Here is a 19,797-nt window from a genome sequence, read left to right as displayed (position 1 = left end):
AAGGAGAATATCTGATGGCTTATCGTATAGGGGAATTGGCGAAACTCACCAAGTTAAGCGAGCATACGCTGCGTTTTTATGAGAAAGAAGGCTTGCTTGTTCCAAAACGGAATGACAGCAATATTCGTGTCTACTCCGAAGATGATCGGTTATGGGCGGATTTCATCGTTCATATGAAAGGGACCGGAATGTCACTGGAGGACTTAAAAAAGTATAAAGTCCTTCGAGAATCAGAAAGTGAAAATTATGAGGAATTAGTCGCGATTCTAGTTCATCATAAAGATAATGTAGAAGCTAAAATTGCAGAGTACCAGCACAATCTGGAGCTTATGAACAAGAAGATAGACATGTACAGACAATATATAGACGGTAATGCCGAAAAGGATTTATATCAACGGTTTGTTGAAGGTAAAAATACAAAAAATGAATAGCTTGTTCTAGTATTATGTGTAGGATTGGTTATCCGCCCTGGGATAGAACAATTTAATGATACCTTTGCAAATGCTGAGCAGCTTATTTCGCTTTAAATGAGATAGTCTTTCTTACAAGCCAACAATTATAAAAGAGTGGAGAGAAGTTGATTCTCTCCACTCTTTCACTTTCATGCTCGGCATATTCCAGAAACTAACCGGGCAACGTCCTCTTCCACTGCCTCCTACTGTTACATTGTCTTTTTTCGCTTTTCATCTTCCTGTTCACGTTCTATCCAATAATCAGCATTTTTAATATTGACCTGTGAAGGTCGGAACACTGGATCAAGTCCCTGTTTCTTTTGCAGCTGATAATCTTTGAGTGCTGCCATGGTCGGTTTATACAGCAGGATGACAGCTATTAAGTTTACCCAAACCATTAATCCAAGTCCTATATCCGCTAGTGTCCAAGTAAAGGTTGCTGAGCGTACAGTGCCGAAGAATATCGCCGCAAGGAATAACACTTTTAGGATGTTGGAGAAAATCTTCCTTGATGCTCCTCTGACAATATAAAATAGATTTGTTTCCGCAATATAGAAGTAAGCAACTAATGTAGTAAAGGCAAAGAAAAACAGAGAAATAGCTACAAAAGGCGATCCGAATCCTCCAAGCACTCCATCCACAGCTGCCTGCGTATATCCTGCTCCTGCTTCCATGCCATCCGTGTAGTCGACAATATAGCCTCCATCCGGATCTGCTACACTATAATTGCCTGTCATCAATATCATCAGTGCAGTTGCTGTACAAATAAGCAGTGTATCAATATAGACTGAGAAGGACTGAACCAAGCCCTGCTTTACCGGGTGGGATACTTCTGCAGCAGCCGCTGCCTGCGCTCCTGTTCCCTGCCCTGCCTCATTGGAATACAAGCCGCGTTTTACTCCCCAGCTTATGGCAGCACCAATCATACCGCCAAACGCAGAGTCAACACCGAAAGCACTGCTGAAAATAAGCGCAAATGTACTTGGAACCAGTTCGATGTTCGCGAAGATAACAATAGCAGCTACGATTAAATAAAATAATGCCATGATTGGAACAACATATGAAGCCAAGAAGGCTATTCTGCGAACCCCGCCAAAGATGACGTATCCTGTAATAACAACCAAAGCAATCCCAGTGATCGCTGGCCCGATACCGAATGCATTATTCATGCTGTCAGCAATTGCATTTGCCTGTACACCTGGAGTTAAAAGACAGGTAGATACAGCTGCAACTACAGCGAAAATATAACCGTACCATTTCCATCCAAGCCCTTTCTCCGCATAATAAGCCGGTCCGCCGCGATACTCGCCATCCACTTTCTTTTTATAAATCTGAGCAAGTGTCGATTCAGCAAAAGCCGCTGCAGATCCGAAGAAAGCAATGAACCACATCCAGAATACAGCCCCAGGGCCTCCTGCTGCAATAGCAGTCGCAACACCTGCTATATTCCCTGTACCGACTCTGCCTGAGAGCGCAATAACCAGAGATTGAAAGGGCGAAACACCTGATTCAGAACTTTTCCCGGTAAACGTGTGCACAACCATGTCCTTCAAATATCTTACCTGCAGAAACCCGGATGCAATTGTATATACACCAGCAACTACAGCGATGAAAATCAACATCGGTACACTCCACAAATAACCGCTAATTTCCGTTAATAAAGCTTCAAAGCCCAATAGAATACCTCCTGAAAAGATGTATTTAAGATGGAATATGTTTTTATTATGTCGAAATAGCGTGGAGGATGCATTGGATTTGTAAGGAAATGTAACGGATAAATTTCATAATTCAAATAATTAAATCATTCAAATAAAGTGGAGCGTAATTAATTTAACAAAAATCTAACGGAACTGTTTTGCATTAACTACATATAAAAACCCTTCCAAATAAAATTCAGAAGGGTTTTTAAGTCTACGAACATTAAACAATAAGCTTAGCGATACGTATCATGCGACGTTTTAAACAGGTCCTCTGCTGCCTGACGCACAACTGAGAAATGATCCACATTATAGTGACCGTGCAGAATCTGATTGTGATGCTGGATGATCTGCTCTGCTGTCAGAACATCAGAGCCAGCTGTTGAATGACCATCTGCTACGAGTGTTACATCCATGCCTTGTACGGTGGCAGTACGAACTGCCGTGTCAATACAATGCTGGGTCTCGCAGCCCATGATGACAAGATGAGTAAATCCCTCTTCTTTCACATGTTCAAGCAAACCTGTTCCATAGAAAGCATTTGTAGCCTGCTTGTTAAAGATAGGTGCTTCTTTTGGTACTTGGATACCTGGATGGATCTGGAATCCCGTTCCTTGTCCTTCCGCGACATCTGTATCACGGACGAAAAGAATAGCAGCGTCTGCTGTTTGTGCCTTGCCGATGACCAGGTTAATTTGTTCAATCAGGTTCTCTTTGCGATAAACAGGTCTCTCTCCTGCTCCGCCCTCAATTAGTGCTTGCTGTGCATCAATAATCAATAGTGCTTGCTTCAATAAAAGCTCCCCTTTAGCTGATTGCTATGGCACTCCTGCTTTGCGACTTGTATGCTGCATTTGTCTGTTTCATACTGAACCGCCTCCTCTATACTGTTAGCTTCAGTATACTGGAAATTAAACAGTAATGGGGATTTTTACCACAAACTAAAATTGTAATTCCTTGCTTCGTAAAAGATAAGTCTGTATTAGCTGATTCGTGTCCTCCAAGTCCTTTACTGACACGACCTGTGTCGTCTGGTCAAGATGCTCGATCGGGATATTTAGGACACTCACTGGAATCTTGGTGGATAGTTTTTTATAGCGATGTCGAAATAGAAATTCCAACTGAAATGGAATGTCATGAGCAATGGCCAAATCGACCAACTGATTTTTCAATGTCTGATTGATTGGAATTGTTTTGTCTGCCACTTTGATCGCAACTCCGCTTCCTAATTCGATGGCTCCTCGGCTTTTGTGCGCAATTCTTTGACGAGGGACGGATCCGATAAAAAAGGCCGCTTCTCCTTCAAGCTGATAGGTAAGTTGCTTTTTATTATGAAACGGAAAGAAAATAATGGTGATTTCCCCTTCTGTTGCATCCCACTGCTGCAGAAGATTGATCGCAATTGCTGGTGCCACTTTGTTATCCAACCCTTTTCCGACGACTCTTCCACTCACTTCGTCACCAAGATACAGGAAGTCATCAAATAACGTCACATGATTGCCAGGCTCCACACCCATCTCACGCGCATCGTTTTCCGAGTTGGCACCGATGTCGATCACAGCAGCATGTTGTTCTGCTTCACCTGCCATAATCACGCCCTGCACTAATCCATTCTTTGCCTCCACTTGAACAGTCTGCCCCTGAGCATACGTAAGCGAGAAATAATTCGCATCTGCTACAAGCGCGCCTGATTCCGTAATGGACGTCACTACATAAATCTCTTCCTTTACCTCCGCCAGCAAGGTGATTTTCGGCGAATACTTTGCTCCATATTTACGGACAATAAGATTCCCCCGACTGTCAAAGTGCATCTCATCCGCGAACGGTGTAATCTTATCAACGATCTGTGAAACAAACGACTGATTATACCCTTTGTACTTGGACAGTTCTCGAATCAATTCAAACATGTTGCCTTCCCCTTTCTGTAGGCAGCGGGACAAATACAAAAGCCTCTCGTGCAAGATGCGTCGAGAGGCTTCCTCTATTCATCTTATCTGCCGGCTATGAACCGATGGAATTAGCACAGTATCTGTTGTCAGACCTGCTGCTGAGGTTTCACAGGGCCATATCCCTCCACCTCTCTAGATAAGAAACATATACAGTTTTCAGAAATTTTATCAGACAGAGATCAGATTGTCAATATAACTTATCGGGTTACTCAGGAATAAGAAGTTACATCGACATACAAGAGCAAATTGCTTAGACAACTACTAATGTATGTTTATAAGAATGACTTAGAACAATTAAAATTCATGAACCCTCCTATTGATTTTACTGGTATATTTATACATATGAGTTACAGGAGGGAGATATTTGAATTTAATACCAGAATCACAATCTTACAATGACTATTTGGATGAATCAGATGTAATTGATTTCTCACATCCCCTGATCAGAGACAAGATCAGTGAGCTAATTTCATCTCGAATGTCCGAAATAGACAAAGTTAGAGTAGTATTCCATTATGTTCGTGATAGTATAGGGCACTCATGGGATATTCAGAGCAAGCGTGTGACTTGCAGGGCATCAGAAGTACTTACATACAAAGAAGGCATCTGTTATGCAAAATCTAATTTGCTTGCAGCCATGTTAAGGTCATTAAATATTCCAACAGGCTTTTGCTATCAAAGATTGACCCTATTCGATACACCAGACAAAGGTTATTGTATCCATGCTCTTAATGGGGTTTATATTAAAAGCTTAAATAAGTGGATACGACTTGACGCACGCGGAAATAAACCCGGAATACAATCAGAATTTTCTCTGCATGATGAGCAATTAGCATTTCGAATGAATGAACAATTTGATGAGTTAGATTATCCGATTATCTACACAAAACCCAATGTAAAGACAATCCGGGTTTTAGAAAGCAGCAAGAATGCTTTAGATATGTATAAGAGGCATTTACCTGATTTTATATAAAATAGATAGAAAGGTCTGAGTATGATGAGTTGGGAAGCCAGACGTACCATTGCTGTATTGTTTATCGCCATTCCTTTATTAATCGCAATTTATCTTTGTTTTAATAGTCATTTATTATACAGAAATAACTTAGACGTAACAGAAGGATATGTAATAGGCAGGATTTTAGTAATCATCTTTACTCTTTATCTTTTCTCTAAAATAGGATTTTCTATATTTAAGAGTACAGAAACGAAGTAGCATTAAAACTAAGAGCTATTTAAAGAAACGAAAACCTCGAACAATTAAATTGTTCGAGGTTTCTCAATAGATGGCATATGACACAGAAGCTGATTGATATCACAAGCCGTTTACTAAACAGAATAATTAGCAGGCATCCAGCTTGCCCCAACTCCGCCTCGACCAAAATGAATTGCCATAACGGAACTGATTTCATTGCTGATAAATATGTCTACCTTATCACCGCATATTTCCAATGCATGCTTTAACTCAGTAGCAAGATCAATGGAATTCACATGTGTAATACGAACAACTTGTTTTCCTGATTGCTCAATATCATGTCGTAATTTTTCCAGCATCCATTTTAACAGACGTTTCTTGGTACGAACTTTACTCATAACTTCTAATTTCGCATCCTTAAAACCGATAATTGGTTTAATATGCAATAAGTTACCGATCCTTGAAGCTGTTTTCGAAATGCGTCCAGTACGTACTAGTGTTGTCAGGTCATTAATCGTAAGGTACAGCTGTCCATGTGTACGGTAATATTCAATTACCTCTAATAATTCATCCAACGATTTACCTTGCTCCAAGAGCTCACACACTTTAATGACGATATTTTCTACTCCGATGGAAGCTGTATTCGTATCAATGACAGTGATTTTTTCCTTAGCCCCTTCGATTGTATCCCTTGCTATACGTGCAGAATTGACGGTACCGCTTACATTTTCTGTACAATGTAGGCTGATAATAGCATCGTATTCTGCCAATAACTTTTCATATAGTGTTACAAATACCTCTGGTGACGGCAGGGAAGAAGAATAGGAAGCTCCCTCATCTATAAAACGAAATAACTGATCATTCGTAATCTCTTTTAAATCAATATAGGACTTATCATCTACGACAACATTCAAATGCGCGTAATATATAAAAGGATATTTCTGTAAATCCTCTTCTCTCAAGTTCGTAAGACTGTCGGTCACAATTGCAATTTTCATATATTCACCTCTAATTCAGTATAACTTGTAAATCAAATAAAGAAACTAGAAAATTAGGAAATAAGTAATAAAATCAGACAAGAAAATACATAAAAACATCACAGTTTTCCGTATATTGCTACTTTGGTTAAATTCGGAAAAGATTTGGTACGCGGAATGATTTATTGTCTTGATATTAATCCTATTCATCTACATATAAAATACCCAAATTTCTAGGGTTTTCAATCATCTTTAAGGAAATATAACCAATAGAAAAAAGCTGCCGGTCTCCCGGCAGCTTTACTTATTCTGGTGCTGTTTCATGTGCCGGAGTAGTCAAATCAACTTCCTCCAGTTTGTGCACCTTCGTTTTCTTTTTCACTTTAAATATGATCCAGCAGAGCAGGAAGACGGGAATACCGATATAAGAAGCAACTAAGGTGCCCCATTCAATTCCATCTGCAGTGAAAGCTGAGAAGCTCTGACCGACAATAACGATGATACATAGTACAAAGGCTAGTATCGGCGCTACCGGATAGAATTTAGCTGTGTATGGCAAATCCTTGAGGTCATTTCCTTGAGCAAGATATGCTTTACGGAATCGATAATGACTTACAGCAATACCAACCCATACGATGAAGCCTGCCATACCTGACACGTTCAAAAGCCATGTGTACACAACGCCATTGCCGAAGAAGGATGTTAGGAAAGCAACACAGCCTACAGCTGCTGTAGCAATCAATGCGTTCACAGGCACACCGTTTTTGTTAAGTTTACCAAGGAAAGCTGGTGCTTTCCCTTCTTTCGCCAAGTTCCAAAGCATCCGTGTGCTGGCATACATACCAGAGTTACCGGCAGATAGGACAGCAGTAAGGATAACTGCGTTCATGACAGATGCAGCAAATGCGATTCCCGCTTTTTCAAACACAAGTGTAAATGGACTCAGACGGACATCATCACTTGCAAGACTCTCTGTTGTATACGGAATGAGCATCCCGATAATGAAGATCGCCAAAATGTAGAACAAGAGAATACGCCAGAAAACAGAACGAATTGCTTTCGGAATCGATTTTCTAGGATTGTCTGCTTCCCCAGCAGCTGCTCCAAGTAATTCGGTCCCCTGGAATGAGAAACCGGCAGCCATGAATACACCAAGCAAAGCAAGGAAGCCTCCATTAAATGGTGCGTCTTCTACAGTGAAGTTGGAGAATCCAGGTGAGTCACCGCCAAGGATACCAATGATCATCAATACACCAACAATGATGAAAATGATGACAGTAACAACTTTGATCAAAGCGAACCAATATTCCGATTCACCGAACCCTTTAACAGAAATGTAATTCAATAAGAACATGATGATAAGACTGATTGCACTCCAGATCCAAGATGGTGTATCCGGGAACCAGAATCCCATAATCAATGTTACAGCAACGAGCTCAGCCGCAATTGTGATGGCCCAGTTGAACCAATAGTTCCAGCCTAGTGCGAATCCGAATGATTCATCGACAAAACGTGATCCATATGTGCTGAAGCTTCCGGATACCGGCATGAATGCTGCCATTTCCGCCAAGCTTGTCATTAGGAAAAATACCATACAGCCAATTAGCGCATATGCAAGTAATGCTCCTCCTGGTCCTGCACTGCTAATGGCTCCTCCGCTGGCCAGGAATAATCCTGTACCAATTGTACCGCCAAGGGAGATCATCCCTAAGTGACGGGCTTTCAGTGCTCTTCGTAGTCCCGGTTGTTTCGTGTTGTTGCTCACTTTCTTTCCCCTCTCTGTTTCTTCGTCGTTGCGCTATAGATACGAAAAAAGACCCTCCCGGATAGTTTGCTCTATCGGAACGGCCTTTACTTATAAACAGCATCATTCTCACAAAGATAGCGCAACACGCCAGCTTTGCGACTGACGTGACAGTCCTGCCCCTATTCGAGTACAGGCCCAGCCAGTAGGATTGGAGAACCCATCTTAGCTTCGGCAGCTGTTCCTTTCCATCCTGATCAACAATCTCTCCTGATCTCCCAGTTTGTACTAATAACAGCCGCAACCTCTACCTCATCAAATGATGAGGATTTGTATGCAATTAAAAAACCTTTTTAACTGTACTACACACATTGACTTATTTCAACAAGAAATTTTTTCTGCATGAAGAAACACGCGGCAAGCGCGTGTTCTTTTTCTTATATAAGCTGTCTCTTGCTGTTTCTGGCTGACCTGTTATCCCCTGTATTTCGCAGAGATGGCATAATCCAGCGATCGATGCCGTAACGGCCAGCGTTCGTCCCGCCAATGATCAGCACTAAGCCCAAGATAATCAATATCAAATTCTGCTGAACCGCACCGCTTAATAGGAATGAGATATTCATCAATATTCCCATAAATGCTGCAATTCCAGTGAAGGCACCAAGCAGCAGCGCCAATCCGACCAGAGTCTCTCCCCACATGACAAGGAAACTGAAAATCTCTGCATTTGGAAGGACAACTCCTTCTAGGAAACTTCCCCACCAGCTCTGGATGACTCCTGCGTCCGAGCGCGCTAACGCACCTTGGACAAATCCGCTTGCATCAAAGTTTCCGCTCATCAGCTTACCTAAGCCGGCTGACAGGAACGTGTACCCAAGATATAATCTGATCACTAGGAAAACGACTGCTGCCCCCTTACTCTGACGTAAGGTGTTGATCATAATTTTTCCTCTCCTATCGCTGCCAAAGTTGTAAACCGATGTGGGTCGGCACTTCCACAGCTCTAGTATAAAAGGAAAAACAAAAAATGGAATATTTATACGGAAATCTTAATAGATTAGTAATAATATTAGAATATTTTAAATAATGCTCCTAGATAGCAACTATATAGTCAGATGCTGGTTTTTCATGATTCTTAGGTAACAGGCGGAAAATCCTATCAGATAAATTAGTTTTTACAATACAGCAAGCCGGTAATAGTAATTCGCCTTCTCTTCTTCTCCATTTAGCGTGTAATAATCGGCCATTCGCAAGCTGTAATAATGGACACTGTATCTATCATCGATCGCTTCATAATAGGCAATACCTTCTATCCATACCGCTTCAAAATTATCGCAATCGACAAATTGCTTATGCAACATCGCGAAAGCCCATTGATAGTCCATATTTTGCTCTTTCTTACTCCTAGTAAATCCGATCTGGTAGTATTTCATTGCTTCTGAGTGGTGATTGGCACGGAAGAGGGATTCTGTCAGATAGTAGAGGCTCTTCAAATAATGAGAGCATGGGGTGGCATGTACAGCTTGATCAAAGTAATCGGCTGCCTTTTCAAACTTTTGCTGCACAAAATAAAGCAATCCAAGATTGTGATGGACCATTGACGCCAAATCAAGAGATGTTTCATCAGTATTATGCTGGCAGTCGAGCGCTTCGTATAAAAGAGACTCAGCATGTTCGTAGTTCCGTATTTCCAGATGATTCAGTCCGAGCAGCAGCTTGCATTTTGCAAGGTGATACTGCTGTTTGTAAGATGTTGCATAACGCATTGCTTTATTCGCATTCAGTACTGATAGTGCCGGTATGCCAGTGAGATAATAAGCATGAGCCAGTTTATAATAAAAATCTGCTTTTTCTTCATCCTCAGTTATGTAAAGCTCTGCATGCTCATAATACCTTAATGCTTCATTCCATTTTTTATTTTTAAAATGAACCTGCCCTTTAAAATATTGATAGAAGTATTCATTTTGTTGCGAAAGGACATGCCCGCGTGCTTCGAAATGTTCTAATAGATACCCTGCAGTTAGCAATTCCCCCAGCATCACATGGTAGCGAATAGTAAGCAAATCTGCTTTAATCAATACTTCCTCTACCCCAATATCCTTCTTCATCGTATCAATTATATCTGCCAGCATTGCTGCTTCCTCTTGTTTTTCCTGTTTCATCACATCATAGAAGTCTTGCAGCAGCTCACTAAAATCTTTATCTGTGACTGATAAAACCAGGCCCATAGTTACTCCTCCCCCTTTTATGTGATTCTGTTTATAACCATCAGTTTATTTGGAATTTGCTATTTATTTTACTTCTCTATCAGATATTTATTTCCTGCCTATTTCCTAAAAACAAAAAAGGATTGACGGCAAATTACCGTCAATCCTCCTATTTATTTTGTACCATATTTCTGATCTCTGATAAATCGACTATTCTCGGCAAATTTACAAGCTGATTATACGACTGATCTTTTACAAATACTTTTGTTGTAGAATATTCCAATAGCGTATTCAGTACATGAGGCTTATCATCAAAATAATAATCGAGTTGGAGTTTCTTGATTATGTGCACCTTTTCTTCATCCTGCATGCCGTAGAAGAATTGATCTTCTTTAACAGGAAACCCTAGTGCACGGAGCCACTCCATTGTCCTATGTCCATGTTCTTTTGGTCTTGAGGTAATATAGTAGATCTTATGCCCTTCCCGATCCAGTTCCTGCAATATCTCTACAGCATCCGGAAACGGTGGACAAGTAGTATAGTAGATTTCTTCTAAAGTGGAGTTCCACATTTCTGATCCTTGTTCATCCGTCAATCCGAATGGTTCATGTATTTCGACACGTTCAAGCTTTTGAAACACATCAAGGGAGATGTTCTGTTTTAGTTTTTTGTTATAAATATGGAAGGCATGCTCCCGCAGATTGATGAGTGTATCATCTATATCAAAACCAAATTTCATTGTTACATATCCCCTTTTTCATAGCGCGGGTAGCCAATGAATTTGAAGTCTTGTCCGATTTTAATGATGTCTGTATCGGTCAATTCCACCGCATCAGCCATTTTAGCAAAACCTGTACCTTCCAGGAAAGTTGGTGCATCTTTCCCGCCAATCAATTTCGGAGCGAAGTAAAGCACTGCTTTATCAATCAAATGATTCTCCAGGAATGATGCATGGACGCTTCCTCCTCCTTCAATCAAAACAGAGGAAATAAGCTGCTCGCCTAGTATCTCGACTACTTCTTTCACATTCACCCGACTTGAACCATTCGTCCGATATATTTTTATCCCTTGAGACAAGAGTGCTTTCTCTTTCTCTCCGTCTGCTTTCTGGCTTGTGAAAATCCAAGTGTCGGCTAATTTATCAGTGACGACTTTGCTATCCATCGGTATGCGCAAACTGGAGTCCAAAATGATTCGTATTGGATTACGTCCATTTGGTATTCTGGCTGTCAGCTCTGGGTCATCTTCCATGACCGTATTCACTCCGACAAGAATAGCCATGTTCTCATTGCGCAGCTGATGGACATCCTGTCTGGAAGCTGCAGTTGTAATCCACTTACTATCAAGCGTGTGCGTGGCAATTTTACCGTCTAATGTTGTACCTGCTTTTAACGTTATAAACGGCTCTTTCTCGACAATGAATTTATTAAATACCTCATTCATCTTGCGGGCTTCTTCTTCCCTGACACCGATAGTCACTTCAATTCCAGCTTCTTCGAGAATTTTCACTCCGTTTCCGGAAACAACTGGATTCGGATCAAGCGTGGCAATGACTACTTTTTTTAATCCCGCTTCTTTAATTGCCACCGCACATGGCCCGGTCCGTCCATGATGGGAACAAGGCTCGAGCGTGACATAAATCGTCCCGCCCTTTGCTTTTTCTCCCGCCATCCGGATAGCATGAATCTCGGCATGAGGTTCACCGGCTTTCAAATGGGTACCGATTCCGACAATCTGATTGTCATTCACAATAACGGACCCTACAAGCGGATTCGGATCCGTTTGTCCTTTCATTGCCTTGGCGTTTTGCAACGCCAAATCCATATAAAATGTGTGATCAGTCATTGCTGCAGATCTCCTCATCGCCAAGGTGGCCGGAGCGGACGATTTTCGTCTTAAGATAATTCTCGTTGAACTCAGACACATCTCCCCATAATGCTGACCGTCCGGAAAGCTGCATGCCTGCCTGTTCCATTGCAGCTAATTTACGCGGATTATTTGTCATCAGTGTAACAGGTTTCGTACGCAATGCTTTCAGTACTTGGATTGCATCAGTATAGTCACGGGAATCATCCACAAAACCGAGACTTTCATTGGCTTCTACCGTGTCATAGCCATTTTCCTGCAGGATGTACGCCATTGCTTTACTAAACAATCCGATTCCGCGCCCTTCATGGTTTGCCAAATAGAACAGTGCACCTGTACCATGCTCAACAATTCGCTGCATAGACTGCTTCAGCTGGAAGCCGCAATCACAGCGTTTGCTGCCAAAAATATCGCCTGTATGGCAGATGGAATGCATGCGGATCAGCGCATCCTCTTCTTCAGCAAAGTCGCCGTAAACCAACACACTGGACTGCTGCATTTCAGCCAGGTTCATGTCAGATAATTTTGCGATGACTTCTTCATAATCTTTGGCCACTTCCTCACAATTCAGCCAGCAGTACCACTGGAAGGTAACTGTTTCTCCGTAAAGATTAACAGGCAGCTTGATCGGGCCGACAAGATAAATGGCTCCCTCAGCTGTCGGAATAAGTTCAATTTTATCTTTTAAGATCGAAATGGCTTTCGATTCTAATTTCATTTCTGTCATCATCTTTCTCCTTTTTTATCAGTGTACGTTGAAATAACTGGATTTATGTAGGCACCAGTCCGCCAATATCTTGTTATGAAATTCAGGTGTTATATACTTCTTCCATCATAGTATGACAGTCAAGATCTTAGAAGTAGGCACATCAAGGTTATTTAGTATCCCAAAAGTAACTAATGTGATATTGAGCTAACTATACACCGAAAAACAAACATGGAAAATAAAAAAGCTCCACTCCTTGAGGAAGCAGGAACCTTATCTATTCGGTTAGTGAAGTTACTTTATGAGACAGAATTTTGCTCAAATCAGACAAAGTAAGTTCTACCTGATAACCAATTTTACCAGCGCTGAAAATGATGCTCTCGAAGTCTGACGCAGTTTCGTCCACAACAGTCCGGAAAATCTTTTTCATTCCAATTGGTGAACAGCCGCCATGAACATATCCAGTAAGCGGCAGCAATTCTTTCGCTGGCAGCATACGTACAGATTTCTCCCCGACACTTGCAGCAGCCCGCTTTAAGTCCAGCTCTTTTTCGACCGGGATAACAAATACATAATACTGATTTGATTTGCTGACCGTAACCAGCGTTTTGAACACCTGAGCTGGATTTTGTCCTAATACCTCTGCCACTTCTGTTCCGCTGATCGCATCTGTATCGGCGTAACTATAGGATTGGTATGGTACTTTCTTTTGATCCAGCATACGCATGACATTCGTTTTGTAGTCCATCGATTGTATCCTTTCTTCGCAGATAATTAAAACCGTTTTACAACAAATAAACCTGCCGTCATAAATATAAAGATGGCACCTCCATAAACCGCAATCCAGCCAAGTTCAATTGTTTCGTGTCCTATTCCAACGAGTACAAGCAGCAAAACTCCTGAAAGAAACGATATTAGAAAGAAAGCTGACAACAAATAATTCTTCAGCATTCGGACAGTCCGTTCATCCATATCAGGCTGTCGGCTTCTGCTTTGGGACCAGCTAATCAGCATCGGTAATCCAACGCCGCACAACGCTCCAACCATGATGAATAAGAGGAAATAATTCCCCGATGGCAGCTGTTCTCCAATAAGCTTTGTTCCAAGCCAAATACCAACGAAACAACAGAGTGTGATAAATACATATACCAAAAGTTCATAACGCTTCTTCATCTTTCGCATTTGCTACTCCTCCTCTACATAAAATAGCTGTTCAAACGGAACGTCAAAATACGCAAGCAGCCGAAAAGCCAGCTCTAAACTTGGATTGTATTTTCCTTTTTCGATGGCATTGATTGTTTGTCGTGTGATGCCTAGATCTTCCGCCATCTTCACTTGGGTGATATGACGAGATTGTCGCATTTCCCTTACTTTGTTATTAACTTTCATCCGTATCCTGTCCTATCCACATGTAAAGGTACCTTTACACTCAAGATATACCAAAAAACACCAGATGTAAAGGACACTTTACTTCTGATGTTTTATTTTATCTAAAAACCCCTTCACTTCTCGGGGACTTCTCAATCTTATTATTTGCTTGTCCATCCCAAGCTCCGCAAGCTTATGCTGCATCTGGGGGCGTTTCTTGCTCGGGAAGTCCCAAATCCACTTGAGGAACTGCAAATCAATTTTTTCCTTACAGCCGGACTGCATATCAGGGCGTGATCGATTATGATACATAAGGCGTCTCTTCCATACTCTGTATAGACAAAGTGACCGAGGCATATCCAGGAAAATTATCGTATCAGCTGCCTGCTTATGACCTTGGAAGGTACCATCATAAATGACAGAGCTGCCGCAAGATGGACTGTTTTCCTTTAATACAACCAAATCCACATCCTGCTCCTGAGCAATGGACAAGGCGTGTGCTGCACCTTCTATGTACTTGCCGGTAACATCTGTTCCTGAAAGCTCGATGACTTTTGCTTTACCATCTAAAACGTCATATCCATTTCCCCCGACAATTTCAGCTGGTTCCCTTGGTGTTACGAATCCGCCAAGTAATTCAGGACACACACTAATCGCTTTTTTCTGAGCAATCAGCTGTTCCACAATTGTATCGGTAGCTGGTGTTCCATTGTAACGGACAGGTTTTCCCGCCAAACAGGCACTTACCATGATCATTCAAATTCCCCCTTACGCTTCAGGTTCAGGATAATACATTAGTAGGAAAAAGCTCGCTGTACCGGCTGCTTTATTTTCATAGCTGTGCATCGTATTGCCTGAAAATTGCAGCGCATCTCCAGTTTTCAGCTGATGCTCTTCCCCATCCAGCGAGACTGTGAGTGCTCCTTCTCGCACAAGAAGATATTCCTCTCCAAGATGCGTTTTTGCTCCATGTACACATCCCGGCTCTAATTCCACTGTGTAAATCTCGAATTTCCTGTCAGGCTGAAATTTAAAATAAGGAAATACTCGATAGCCGCCTTCTTCATCTTCTACTGCGGAGATGTCCTCTTTATTTATCTTAATAAAGGAGACTTTATCTTCTTTCATGAAATACGAAAACGAAACCTGCAATCCATTGGCTATTTTCCACAACGTGGATACAGTCGGATTGGATTTCCCTTTTTCGATTTGCGCCAGCATCGCTTTGCTTACCCCCGTCAATTCAGCCGTGCGATCAAGGCTAAGTCCGCGGCTTTTTCGCAAACCAGCAAGGTTACTGGCAATCATCTTATTTAAATGCTCCATCAGAATTCTCCTTTCTTCTGCGAAAGTTATTGTTCAATATAACGAACATATGTATAATATAACGAAAAGGAGTGATATCATGCTTACAGATTCCGTCGGTAGAAGCGATTCGCTGACTTTTGTCCAAGGATTCCGAGATTGTGTGCCCACTCTCTTCGGTTATATCAGCGTAGGTATCGCGTTCGGTATTGTTGGTACGGCTTCTCATCTAAGTATACTGGAAATTACGCTGCTTTCGGCAAGCGTTTATGCTGGTGCTGCTCAATTTGCTATTTGCGCTTTGCTGCTTGCCGGCAGCCCTTTGTCTGCCATCGTCTTTTCAGCATTCATTATCAATTTGCGTAATTTCTTGTTAAGTGCGACCCTTGCCCCTCATTTTACCAAAGAATCATTTCTTCATAACATAGGAGTCGGTATTTTAATGACAGACGAATCCTTCGGCGTTGCCGCCACTAAGTTGAAACAATTCGGCAGTCTCTCTGCTCATTGGATGCATGGCCTGAATCTCACGGCTTATCTGTTCTGGAACTTATCTTGTATTGTCGGCGCTGTTAGCGGTCAGTGGATTTCAGATCCAGAAGCATGGGGGTTGGATTTTGCTTTGCCTGCTATGTTCTTGGGTCTGCTCTTCCTACAGCTCGAGCATGTACCTACCGCGAAATGGAAGCTCTACGCTACCTTGATTCTCTGCATGATTGCTGCCGTGCTCGGATTATCGCTTCTGTTTTCTACATATATCGCTGTTATCCTTGCTACCGTTATTGTCGCATCAGTTGGGGTGGTGCTGGATAAATGAGTATGAACAGCACTGTGCTGACAGTCATTGTACTTTCTGCCCTAGTTACTGTCATCCCCAGAATATTGCCGTTCATCCTTGTACGAAACTTGCGCTTGCCTGATGCAGTTATGAAATGGCTGTCTTTCGTTCCTGTCTGTATTTTGACAGCATTGGTTATTGAGAATCTGCTCATTCAAGAGAAAAGCAGCCTCACTATCGATTGGCCGGTATTGCTTATTCTGCTGCCAACAGCCATTATTGCATACAAATTTCGAAGCCTATCCATGACAGTAGTCACCGGCGTGCTGCTGATGGCAATATACCGAAATATATTGTAATTAAAAAGGCCTCATCCATAGGATAAGGCCTCCTTCATGATAGCAAATCATCTATTTTTTTCGTATATGGCTTAAAATCAACTGAGCTATAGAATTGACCTATCAGCCGAACTGGATCTCCAAAAAAGAAATATTCATATAAGGTCTCCCTCGTGCCAAAAGAAGACATAACAAAGTCCCAAGCAAGCCGAAACAGCTTTACTCGATCCTTCCCTAGTTTTGTCTTACTCTGCAAATAATGGTTCAATGCTGCTCCTTCTTCTGATTTAAACGCATGAAGCGGCGGGATACTCATCAGTCCGCTCGCTCCTAGCTGATGAATGGCAGGAGCAATTTCAGGATACTTACGTGCAAACAGATTGGACGCCACCTGGAGCGGTTTCAAATCCGGACAGAATGTTCCCCACTGGTCAGGTGCAGCACCTGCTTCTGCTTGCTGCAGGAGTGATTGAAGTACCTCTGCTAAAATGACCAGATTAGCTGCTTTTTCCTGAACATGCTGATACTCTGCGATATTGATTTCCTCTATTAAGGATTGAACGAGGCCGATGGCGAATTCCAGCTTCGCAATCCGACGAATCAGTACTTGATGCAAAGAGAAGGCTGCGAAATTGCTTTGGTTCTTAAAGCTGCTTGCTACTGCAACATTATCATAGTAGAAAATGCGCTCCCATGGAATGAGTACTTTATCAAACAACACGATTGTATCTATCTCTTCGTACCGGGCACTCAGCGGATAGTCCGCTGTACTCTTCCCTCCGGCAAATGATTCTCTTGCTACAAATGTCAGACCTTCTGCATTGCTCGGGATGGCGAATCCGAAACCTCTATCCTGCTCAAAGCCACCTGACGACATGACTACCAGTTCATCCGTAATACCACCTTGGGTTGCTAACAGCTTTGCTCCTTGAATAATTATACCCTCAGCATTGCGATCCACGACTTTTGCAGCAATAGGCTCATCATTCTGCTCAAAATAGAAATCGGCTCGGTTTACCTGGGGATCAATAAATGTATGCGTCATCGTCAGATCATGCTGTCGTACATATTCATAATAGCTTCGCAGGTGATCAGGAAAACAGTTATCCTTTCCTTCCAATAACGAAGCTGAAGATGCGAGTGCCATCAGTACTGTATTCATATAATCCGGGCTACGGCCAACCATTCCATGTGTCTGTTCCGCCCAGCATTTAATCATACCGCCTCGCCTTTTCAGGTCGTCCTTCGTCTCAGGTTTAAGAAAGGAAAGACCATAACGCTCTCCGGTATCACTGTCTGAATATGTTAGTACATCCGTATAGGCAAGATCATGCTGCAGATCGTATAATTCTGCTTGTGTACGCATTACCCCTCGGAACGCACTATGCTTGGAAAGAGGCTTCTTCACAATTGATTTACCATTCAATACTTTGTTACCTAACGCATCAATACTGGCAAGATAGGCATCTCCAGTTCTGATAGACAAATACACACACCCCTGTCATTGTTATCCAAAACGGATAAGCTGTTCTTTTCATGCAGATACTAGAGCTGTTATTCTCCCTTTCGTCTTTCTATTACCGTACGTACTGCCGCAAGGAAGACAATCAAGATAAAAACACCAAAAGCAAACAGCATCGTAAACATACAAAAACCCCCTCAAAGAAGAATATTCCAATCGTTCACAATTTATTCAAAACAAACTACTTGATTAAGTTTGTGAAGTATTGCACAATATATTTATAAAGAATGTGAAGTTATTCACATATTATAAATCTTAACAAAGGTGATGATCTACATGGAAAGAATCAATAAAGTAGCTTTGGTTGGTGCGGGATTCGTTGGAAGCAGCTATGCATTCGCATTGCTGAATCAGAATATCGTGGATGAACTAGTGATTATTGATCTAAATGAAAATAAAGCGATGGGCGATGCAATGGATCTGAATCACGGCCAAGCATTTGCCCCTCGTCCGACAAAAATAAGCTATGGCACATACGTTGACTGCAAGGATGCCGATATTGTCTGCATTACAGCCGGCGCTAATCAAAAGCCAGGAGAAACAAGACTCGACCTTGTCAGCAAAAACGTTAAAATCTTCAAAGGTATTGTTGATGAAGTTATGGCAAGCGGCTTCGATGGCATCTTCCTGATTGCCACAAACCCAGTCGATGTACTGACGCATGCAGTTTTGAAATTCAGCGGCTTGCCTAAAGAACGTGTTATTGGTAGCGGCACAACATTGGATTCTAGCCGTCTACGCTACATGCTTGGCGATTACTTCGGCGTTGCGCCGCATGATGTACAGGCGCATATGATTGGGGAGCATGGAGATACGGAGCTTCCAGTCTGGAGCCAAGCAACAATCGGCGGAGTTCCGCTTGCAACAATGATGCAGACAGACAGCAAATATAAACCAGAAGATTTAGATGAGATTTATGTAAATGTACGAGATGCTGCTTATCACGTAATCGAGAAAAAAGGCGCAACTTACTATGGCATTGCAATGAGTCTAGTACGGGTAACACAAGCAATTCTTGGTGATGAAAAAGCAATTTTGCCAGTAACAGCATATCTCGATGGTGAATATGGGGAGAAAGATGTGTATATCGGTGCTCCGACTATTGTCGGCCGTAAAGGTGCACAGCAGGTTCTGGAGCTGCCATTGAACGAGAAGGAAAAAGAACAGTTCAAACATAGTGCTAGCGTCCTTAGAAATATCATGGACACTGCCTTTCAGACTGTGAACTAACCCAAACTCCATCAGAAAAGAGATGAGCATAGCATGTGGATGCAGGCGTATGATCCGTTTGGTAATGAGTATGTTAGTGCAATAATCGCCTTTTTACCGATTCTGTTTTTCTTAGTTGGTTTGACCGCATTCAAAATGAAAGGAATACTTGCTGCGGGACTAACGCTGCTTATCAGCTTCGCCGTAGCGGTATTCGTCTTCCAGATGCCCGCACTCAAAGCGTTATCCGCTATCGTTCTTGGTATCGGAAATGGTTTATGGCCGATTGGCTACATCGTCATTATGGCGGTATGGCTGTATAAACTGGCTGTCAAATCCGGAAAATTCGATGTGATCCGCGGCAGCATCGCAAGTATCTCGCAAGATCATCGTTTACAGCTCTTATTAATTGGTTTTAGTTTTAATGCATTTCTGGAAGGAGCAGCTGGCTTCGGCGTACCGATTGCCATCAGCGCAGCCCTTCTTG

21 protein-coding genes, 1 pseudogene and 2 riboswitches are annotated in these 19,797 nt (G+C 42.1%); of the genes and pseudogenes, 6 read left to right on the top strand and 16 right to left on the bottom strand.

Going from position 1 to position 19,797, the window contains the following annotated elements:
- Window positions 1-14: 14 nt before the first annotated feature.
- A complete protein-coding gene (locus AE2B122_RS16475) occupies window positions 15-431 on the top strand; it encodes a MerR family transcriptional regulator (RefSeq protein ID WP_175074749.1) in 417 nt (138 codons plus the stop codon).
- A 230-nt stretch (window positions 432-661) separates the two neighbouring features.
- Here the strand turns inward: AE2B122_RS16475 and AE2B122_RS16470 are convergent, their stop codons facing one another.
- The 3 genes from AE2B122_RS16470 to AE2B122_RS16460 form a co-directional block, all read right to left on the bottom strand.
- On the bottom strand, window positions 662-2,074 hold the full coding sequence (locus tag AE2B122_RS16470) for an alanine/glycine:cation symporter family protein (RefSeq protein ID WP_175074826.1): 1,413 nt from the start codon (window positions 2,072-2,074) through the stop codon (window positions 662-664).
- Between the two features lie 311 nt (window positions 2,075-2,385).
- Entirely contained in the window at window positions 2,386-2,943 is a 558-nt protein-coding gene (locus AE2B122_RS16465; protein WP_175074748.1) for a cysteine hydrolase family protein, read from the bottom strand.
- A gap of 147 nt (window positions 2,944-3,090) precedes the next feature.
- A complete protein-coding gene (locus tag AE2B122_RS16460) occupies window positions 3,091-4,056 on the bottom strand; it encodes a hypothetical protein (RefSeq protein WP_175074747.1) in 966 nt (321 codons plus the stop codon).
- An 80-nt stretch (window positions 4,057-4,136) separates the two neighbouring features.
- Window positions 4,137-4,241: riboswitch (SAM riboswitch) on the bottom strand.
- Between the two features lie 221 nt (window positions 4,242-4,462).
- Here AE2B122_RS16460 and AE2B122_RS16455 point away from each other — a divergent pair.
- Window positions 4,463-5,071, top strand: coding sequence for a transglutaminase family protein (locus AE2B122_RS16455; protein WP_175074746.1), 609 nt, complete (start codon window positions 4,463-4,465; stop codon window positions 5,069-5,071).
- A 353-nt stretch (window positions 5,072-5,424) separates the two neighbouring features.
- On the opposite strand, the gene AE2B122_RS16450 is transcribed toward AE2B122_RS16455, so the two are convergent.
- The 12 genes and pseudogenes from AE2B122_RS16450 to AE2B122_RS16395 form a co-directional block, all read right to left on the bottom strand.
- Window positions 5,425-6,288: a DegV family protein gene (locus AE2B122_RS16450; protein ID WP_175074745.1), complete on the bottom strand. Its 864-nt coding sequence runs from the start codon at window positions 6,286-6,288 to the stop codon at window positions 5,425-5,427.
- Window positions 6,289-6,571: 283 nt separating this feature from the next.
- Complete coding sequence (locus AE2B122_RS16445; RefSeq protein ID WP_095219032.1) at window positions 6,572-8,032, bottom strand: amino acid permease; 1,461 nt, start codon at window positions 8,030-8,032, stop codon at window positions 6,572-6,574.
- Window positions 8,033-8,141: 109 nt separating this feature from the next.
- Window positions 8,142-8,329, bottom strand: a riboswitch (Lysine riboswitch).
- 119 nt (window positions 8,330-8,448) lie between these two features.
- Window positions 8,449-8,955: a DoxX family membrane protein gene (locus AE2B122_RS16440; RefSeq protein WP_175074825.1), complete on the bottom strand. Its 507-nt coding sequence runs from the start codon at window positions 8,953-8,955 to the stop codon at window positions 8,449-8,451.
- Between the two features lie 231 nt (window positions 8,956-9,186).
- The gene (locus AE2B122_RS16435) at window positions 9,187-10,239 is read right to left on the bottom strand and encodes a lipopolysaccharide assembly protein LapB (protein WP_175074744.1); all 1,053 of its coding nucleotides are present in this window, start codon (window positions 10,237-10,239) and stop codon (window positions 9,187-9,189) included.
- A 148-nt stretch (window positions 10,240-10,387) separates the two neighbouring features.
- Window positions 10,388-10,957, bottom strand: a complete 570-nt coding sequence (locus tag AE2B122_RS16430) for an HAD family acid phosphatase (protein WP_175074743.1) — start codon at window positions 10,955-10,957, stop codon at window positions 10,388-10,390.
- 2 nt (window positions 10,958-10,959) lie between these two features.
- The gene (gene ribD / locus AE2B122_RS16425) at window positions 10,960-12,063 is read right to left on the bottom strand and encodes a bifunctional diaminohydroxyphosphoribosylaminopyrimidine deaminase/5-amino-6-(5-phosphoribosylamino)uracil reductase RibD (RefSeq protein WP_175074742.1); all 1,104 of its coding nucleotides are present in this window, start codon (window positions 12,061-12,063) and stop codon (window positions 10,960-10,962) included.
- Complete coding sequence (locus AE2B122_RS16420) at window positions 12,056-12,811, bottom strand: GTP cyclohydrolase II (protein ID WP_095272697.1); 756 nt, start codon at window positions 12,809-12,811, stop codon at window positions 12,056-12,058. Before AE2B122_RS16420 ends, ribD begins: the two co-directional genes overlap by 8 nt.
- A gap of 256 nt (window positions 12,812-13,067) precedes the next feature.
- Window positions 13,068-13,538 carry a Cys-tRNA(Pro) deacylase gene (ybaK, locus tag AE2B122_RS16415; RefSeq protein ID WP_175074741.1) on the bottom strand — a complete coding sequence of 157 codons (471 nt, stop codon included), beginning with the start codon at window positions 13,536-13,538 and terminating at the stop codon, window positions 13,068-13,070.
- A gap of 26 nt (window positions 13,539-13,564) precedes the next feature.
- Window positions 13,565-13,972 (bottom strand): hypothetical protein, encoded by a 408-nt coding sequence (locus AE2B122_RS16410; RefSeq protein WP_175074740.1) that lies wholly within the window; start codon window positions 13,970-13,972, stop codon window positions 13,565-13,567.
- Window positions 13,973-13,975: 3 nt separating this feature from the next.
- Entirely contained in the window at window positions 13,976-14,179 is a 204-nt protein-coding gene (locus AE2B122_RS16405; RefSeq protein WP_095219040.1) for a helix-turn-helix transcriptional regulator, read from the bottom strand.
- A 348-nt stretch (window positions 14,180-14,527) separates the two neighbouring features.
- Window positions 14,528-14,914 (bottom strand): annotated as a pseudogene (locus AE2B122_RS19290) (DUF523 domain-containing protein); the annotation flags it as partial.
- A gap of 12 nt (window positions 14,915-14,926) precedes the next feature.
- A complete protein-coding gene (locus tag AE2B122_RS16395; protein WP_175074738.1) occupies window positions 14,927-15,484 on the bottom strand; it encodes a helix-turn-helix domain-containing protein in 558 nt (185 codons plus the stop codon).
- A gap of 79 nt (window positions 15,485-15,563) precedes the next feature.
- Here AE2B122_RS16395 and AE2B122_RS16390 point away from each other — a divergent pair, with 79 nt between their 5' ends.
- Both AE2B122_RS16390 and AE2B122_RS16385 read left to right on the top strand, forming a co-directional pair.
- Window positions 15,564-16,280 carry an AzlC family ABC transporter permease gene (locus AE2B122_RS16390; RefSeq protein ID WP_175074737.1) on the top strand — a complete coding sequence of 239 codons (717 nt, stop codon included), beginning with the start codon at window positions 15,564-15,566 and terminating at the stop codon, window positions 16,278-16,280.
- Window positions 16,277-16,600 (top strand): AzlD domain-containing protein, encoded by a 324-nt coding sequence (locus tag AE2B122_RS16385; protein ID WP_175074736.1) that lies wholly within the window; start codon window positions 16,277-16,279, stop codon window positions 16,598-16,600. Before AE2B122_RS16390 ends, AE2B122_RS16385 begins: the two co-directional genes overlap by 4 nt.
- A 34-nt stretch (window positions 16,601-16,634) precedes the next feature.
- Here AE2B122_RS16385 and hpaB read toward each other — a convergent pair whose 3' ends face one another.
- Window positions 16,635-18,065, bottom strand: a complete 1,431-nt coding sequence (gene hpaB, locus AE2B122_RS16380; RefSeq protein ID WP_175074735.1) for a 4-hydroxyphenylacetate 3-monooxygenase, oxygenase component — start codon at window positions 18,063-18,065, stop codon at window positions 16,635-16,637.
- Window positions 18,066-18,377: 312 nt separating this feature from the next.
- Between hpaB and AE2B122_RS16375 the strand changes: the two genes are divergently transcribed.
- Together AE2B122_RS16375 and AE2B122_RS19285 are read left to right on the top strand one after the other, a co-directional pair.
- Window positions 18,378-19,331, top strand: a complete 954-nt coding sequence (locus AE2B122_RS16375; RefSeq protein WP_371809675.1) for an L-lactate dehydrogenase — start codon at window positions 18,378-18,380, stop codon at window positions 19,329-19,331.
- Window positions 19,332-19,364: 33 nt separating this feature from the next.
- On the top strand, window positions 19,365-19,797 hold a 433-nt coding region (locus AE2B122_RS19285; RefSeq protein ID WP_254593541.1), incomplete at its 3' end, for an L-lactate permease.

Source organism: Terribacillus sp. AE2B 122, from assembly GCF_902497585.1.
Classification (GTDB): domain Bacteria; phylum Bacillota; class Bacilli; order Bacillales; family Amphibacillaceae; genus Terribacillus; species Terribacillus saccharophilus_A.
The sequence above is the reverse complement of the archived record's forward strand: the minus strand, read 5'-3'. Positions and strand labels throughout refer to the sequence as shown.

What these genes read in the sequence shown, in the direction of transcription:
- ribD (WP_175074742.1), bottom strand. Translation starts at nt 12,063, where the DNA reads ATGACTGATCACACATTTTATATGGATTTGGCGTTGCAAAACGCCAAG.
- ybaK (WP_175074741.1), bottom strand. Translation starts at nt 13,538, where the DNA reads ATGGACTACAAAACGAATGTCATGCGTATGCTGGATCAAAAGAAAGTA.
- AE2B122_RS16405 (WP_095219040.1), bottom strand. Translation starts at nt 14,179, where the DNA reads ATGAAAGTTAATAACAAAGTAAGGGAAATGCGACAATCTCGTCATATC.
- AE2B122_RS16470 (WP_175074826.1), bottom strand. Translation starts at nt 2,074, where the DNA reads ATGTTGATTTTCATCGCTGTAGTTGCTGGTGTATATACAATTGCATCC.
- AE2B122_RS16395 (WP_175074738.1), bottom strand. Translation starts at nt 15,484, where the DNA reads ATGGAGCATTTAAATAAGATGATTGCCAGTAACCTTGCTGGTTTGCGA.
- AE2B122_RS16460 (WP_175074747.1), bottom strand. Translation starts at nt 4,056, where the DNA reads ATGTTTGAATTGATTCGAGAACTGTCCAAGTACAAAGGGTATAATCAG.
- AE2B122_RS16375 (WP_371809675.1), top strand. Translation starts at nt 18,378, where the DNA reads ATGGAAAGAATCAATAAAGTAGCTTTGGTTGGTGCGGGATTCGTTGGA.
- AE2B122_RS16430 (WP_175074743.1), bottom strand. Translation starts at nt 10,957, where the DNA reads ATGAAATTTGGTTTTGATATAGATGATACACTCATCAATCTGCGGGAG.
- AE2B122_RS16420 (WP_095272697.1), bottom strand. Translation starts at nt 12,811, where the DNA reads ATGACAGAAATGAAATTAGAATCGAAAGCCATTTCGATCTTAAAAGAT.
- AE2B122_RS16390 (WP_175074737.1), top strand. Translation starts at nt 15,564, where the DNA reads ATGCTTACAGATTCCGTCGGTAGAAGCGATTCGCTGACTTTTGTCCAA.
- AE2B122_RS16435 (WP_175074744.1), bottom strand. Translation starts at nt 10,239, where the DNA reads ATGGGCCTGGTTTTATCAGTCACAGATAAAGATTTTAGTGAGCTGCTG.
- AE2B122_RS16385 (WP_175074736.1), top strand. Translation starts at nt 16,277, where the DNA reads ATGAGTATGAACAGCACTGTGCTGACAGTCATTGTACTTTCTGCCCTA.
- AE2B122_RS16410 (WP_175074740.1), bottom strand. Translation starts at nt 13,972, where the DNA reads ATGCGAAAGATGAAGAAGCGTTATGAACTTTTGGTATATGTATTTATC.
- AE2B122_RS16475 (WP_175074749.1), top strand. Translation starts at nt 15, where the DNA reads ATGGCTTATCGTATAGGGGAATTGGCGAAACTCACCAAGTTAAGCGAG.
- AE2B122_RS16450 (WP_175074745.1), bottom strand. Translation starts at nt 6,288, where the DNA reads ATGAAAATTGCAATTGTGACCGACAGTCTTACGAACTTGAGAGAAGAG.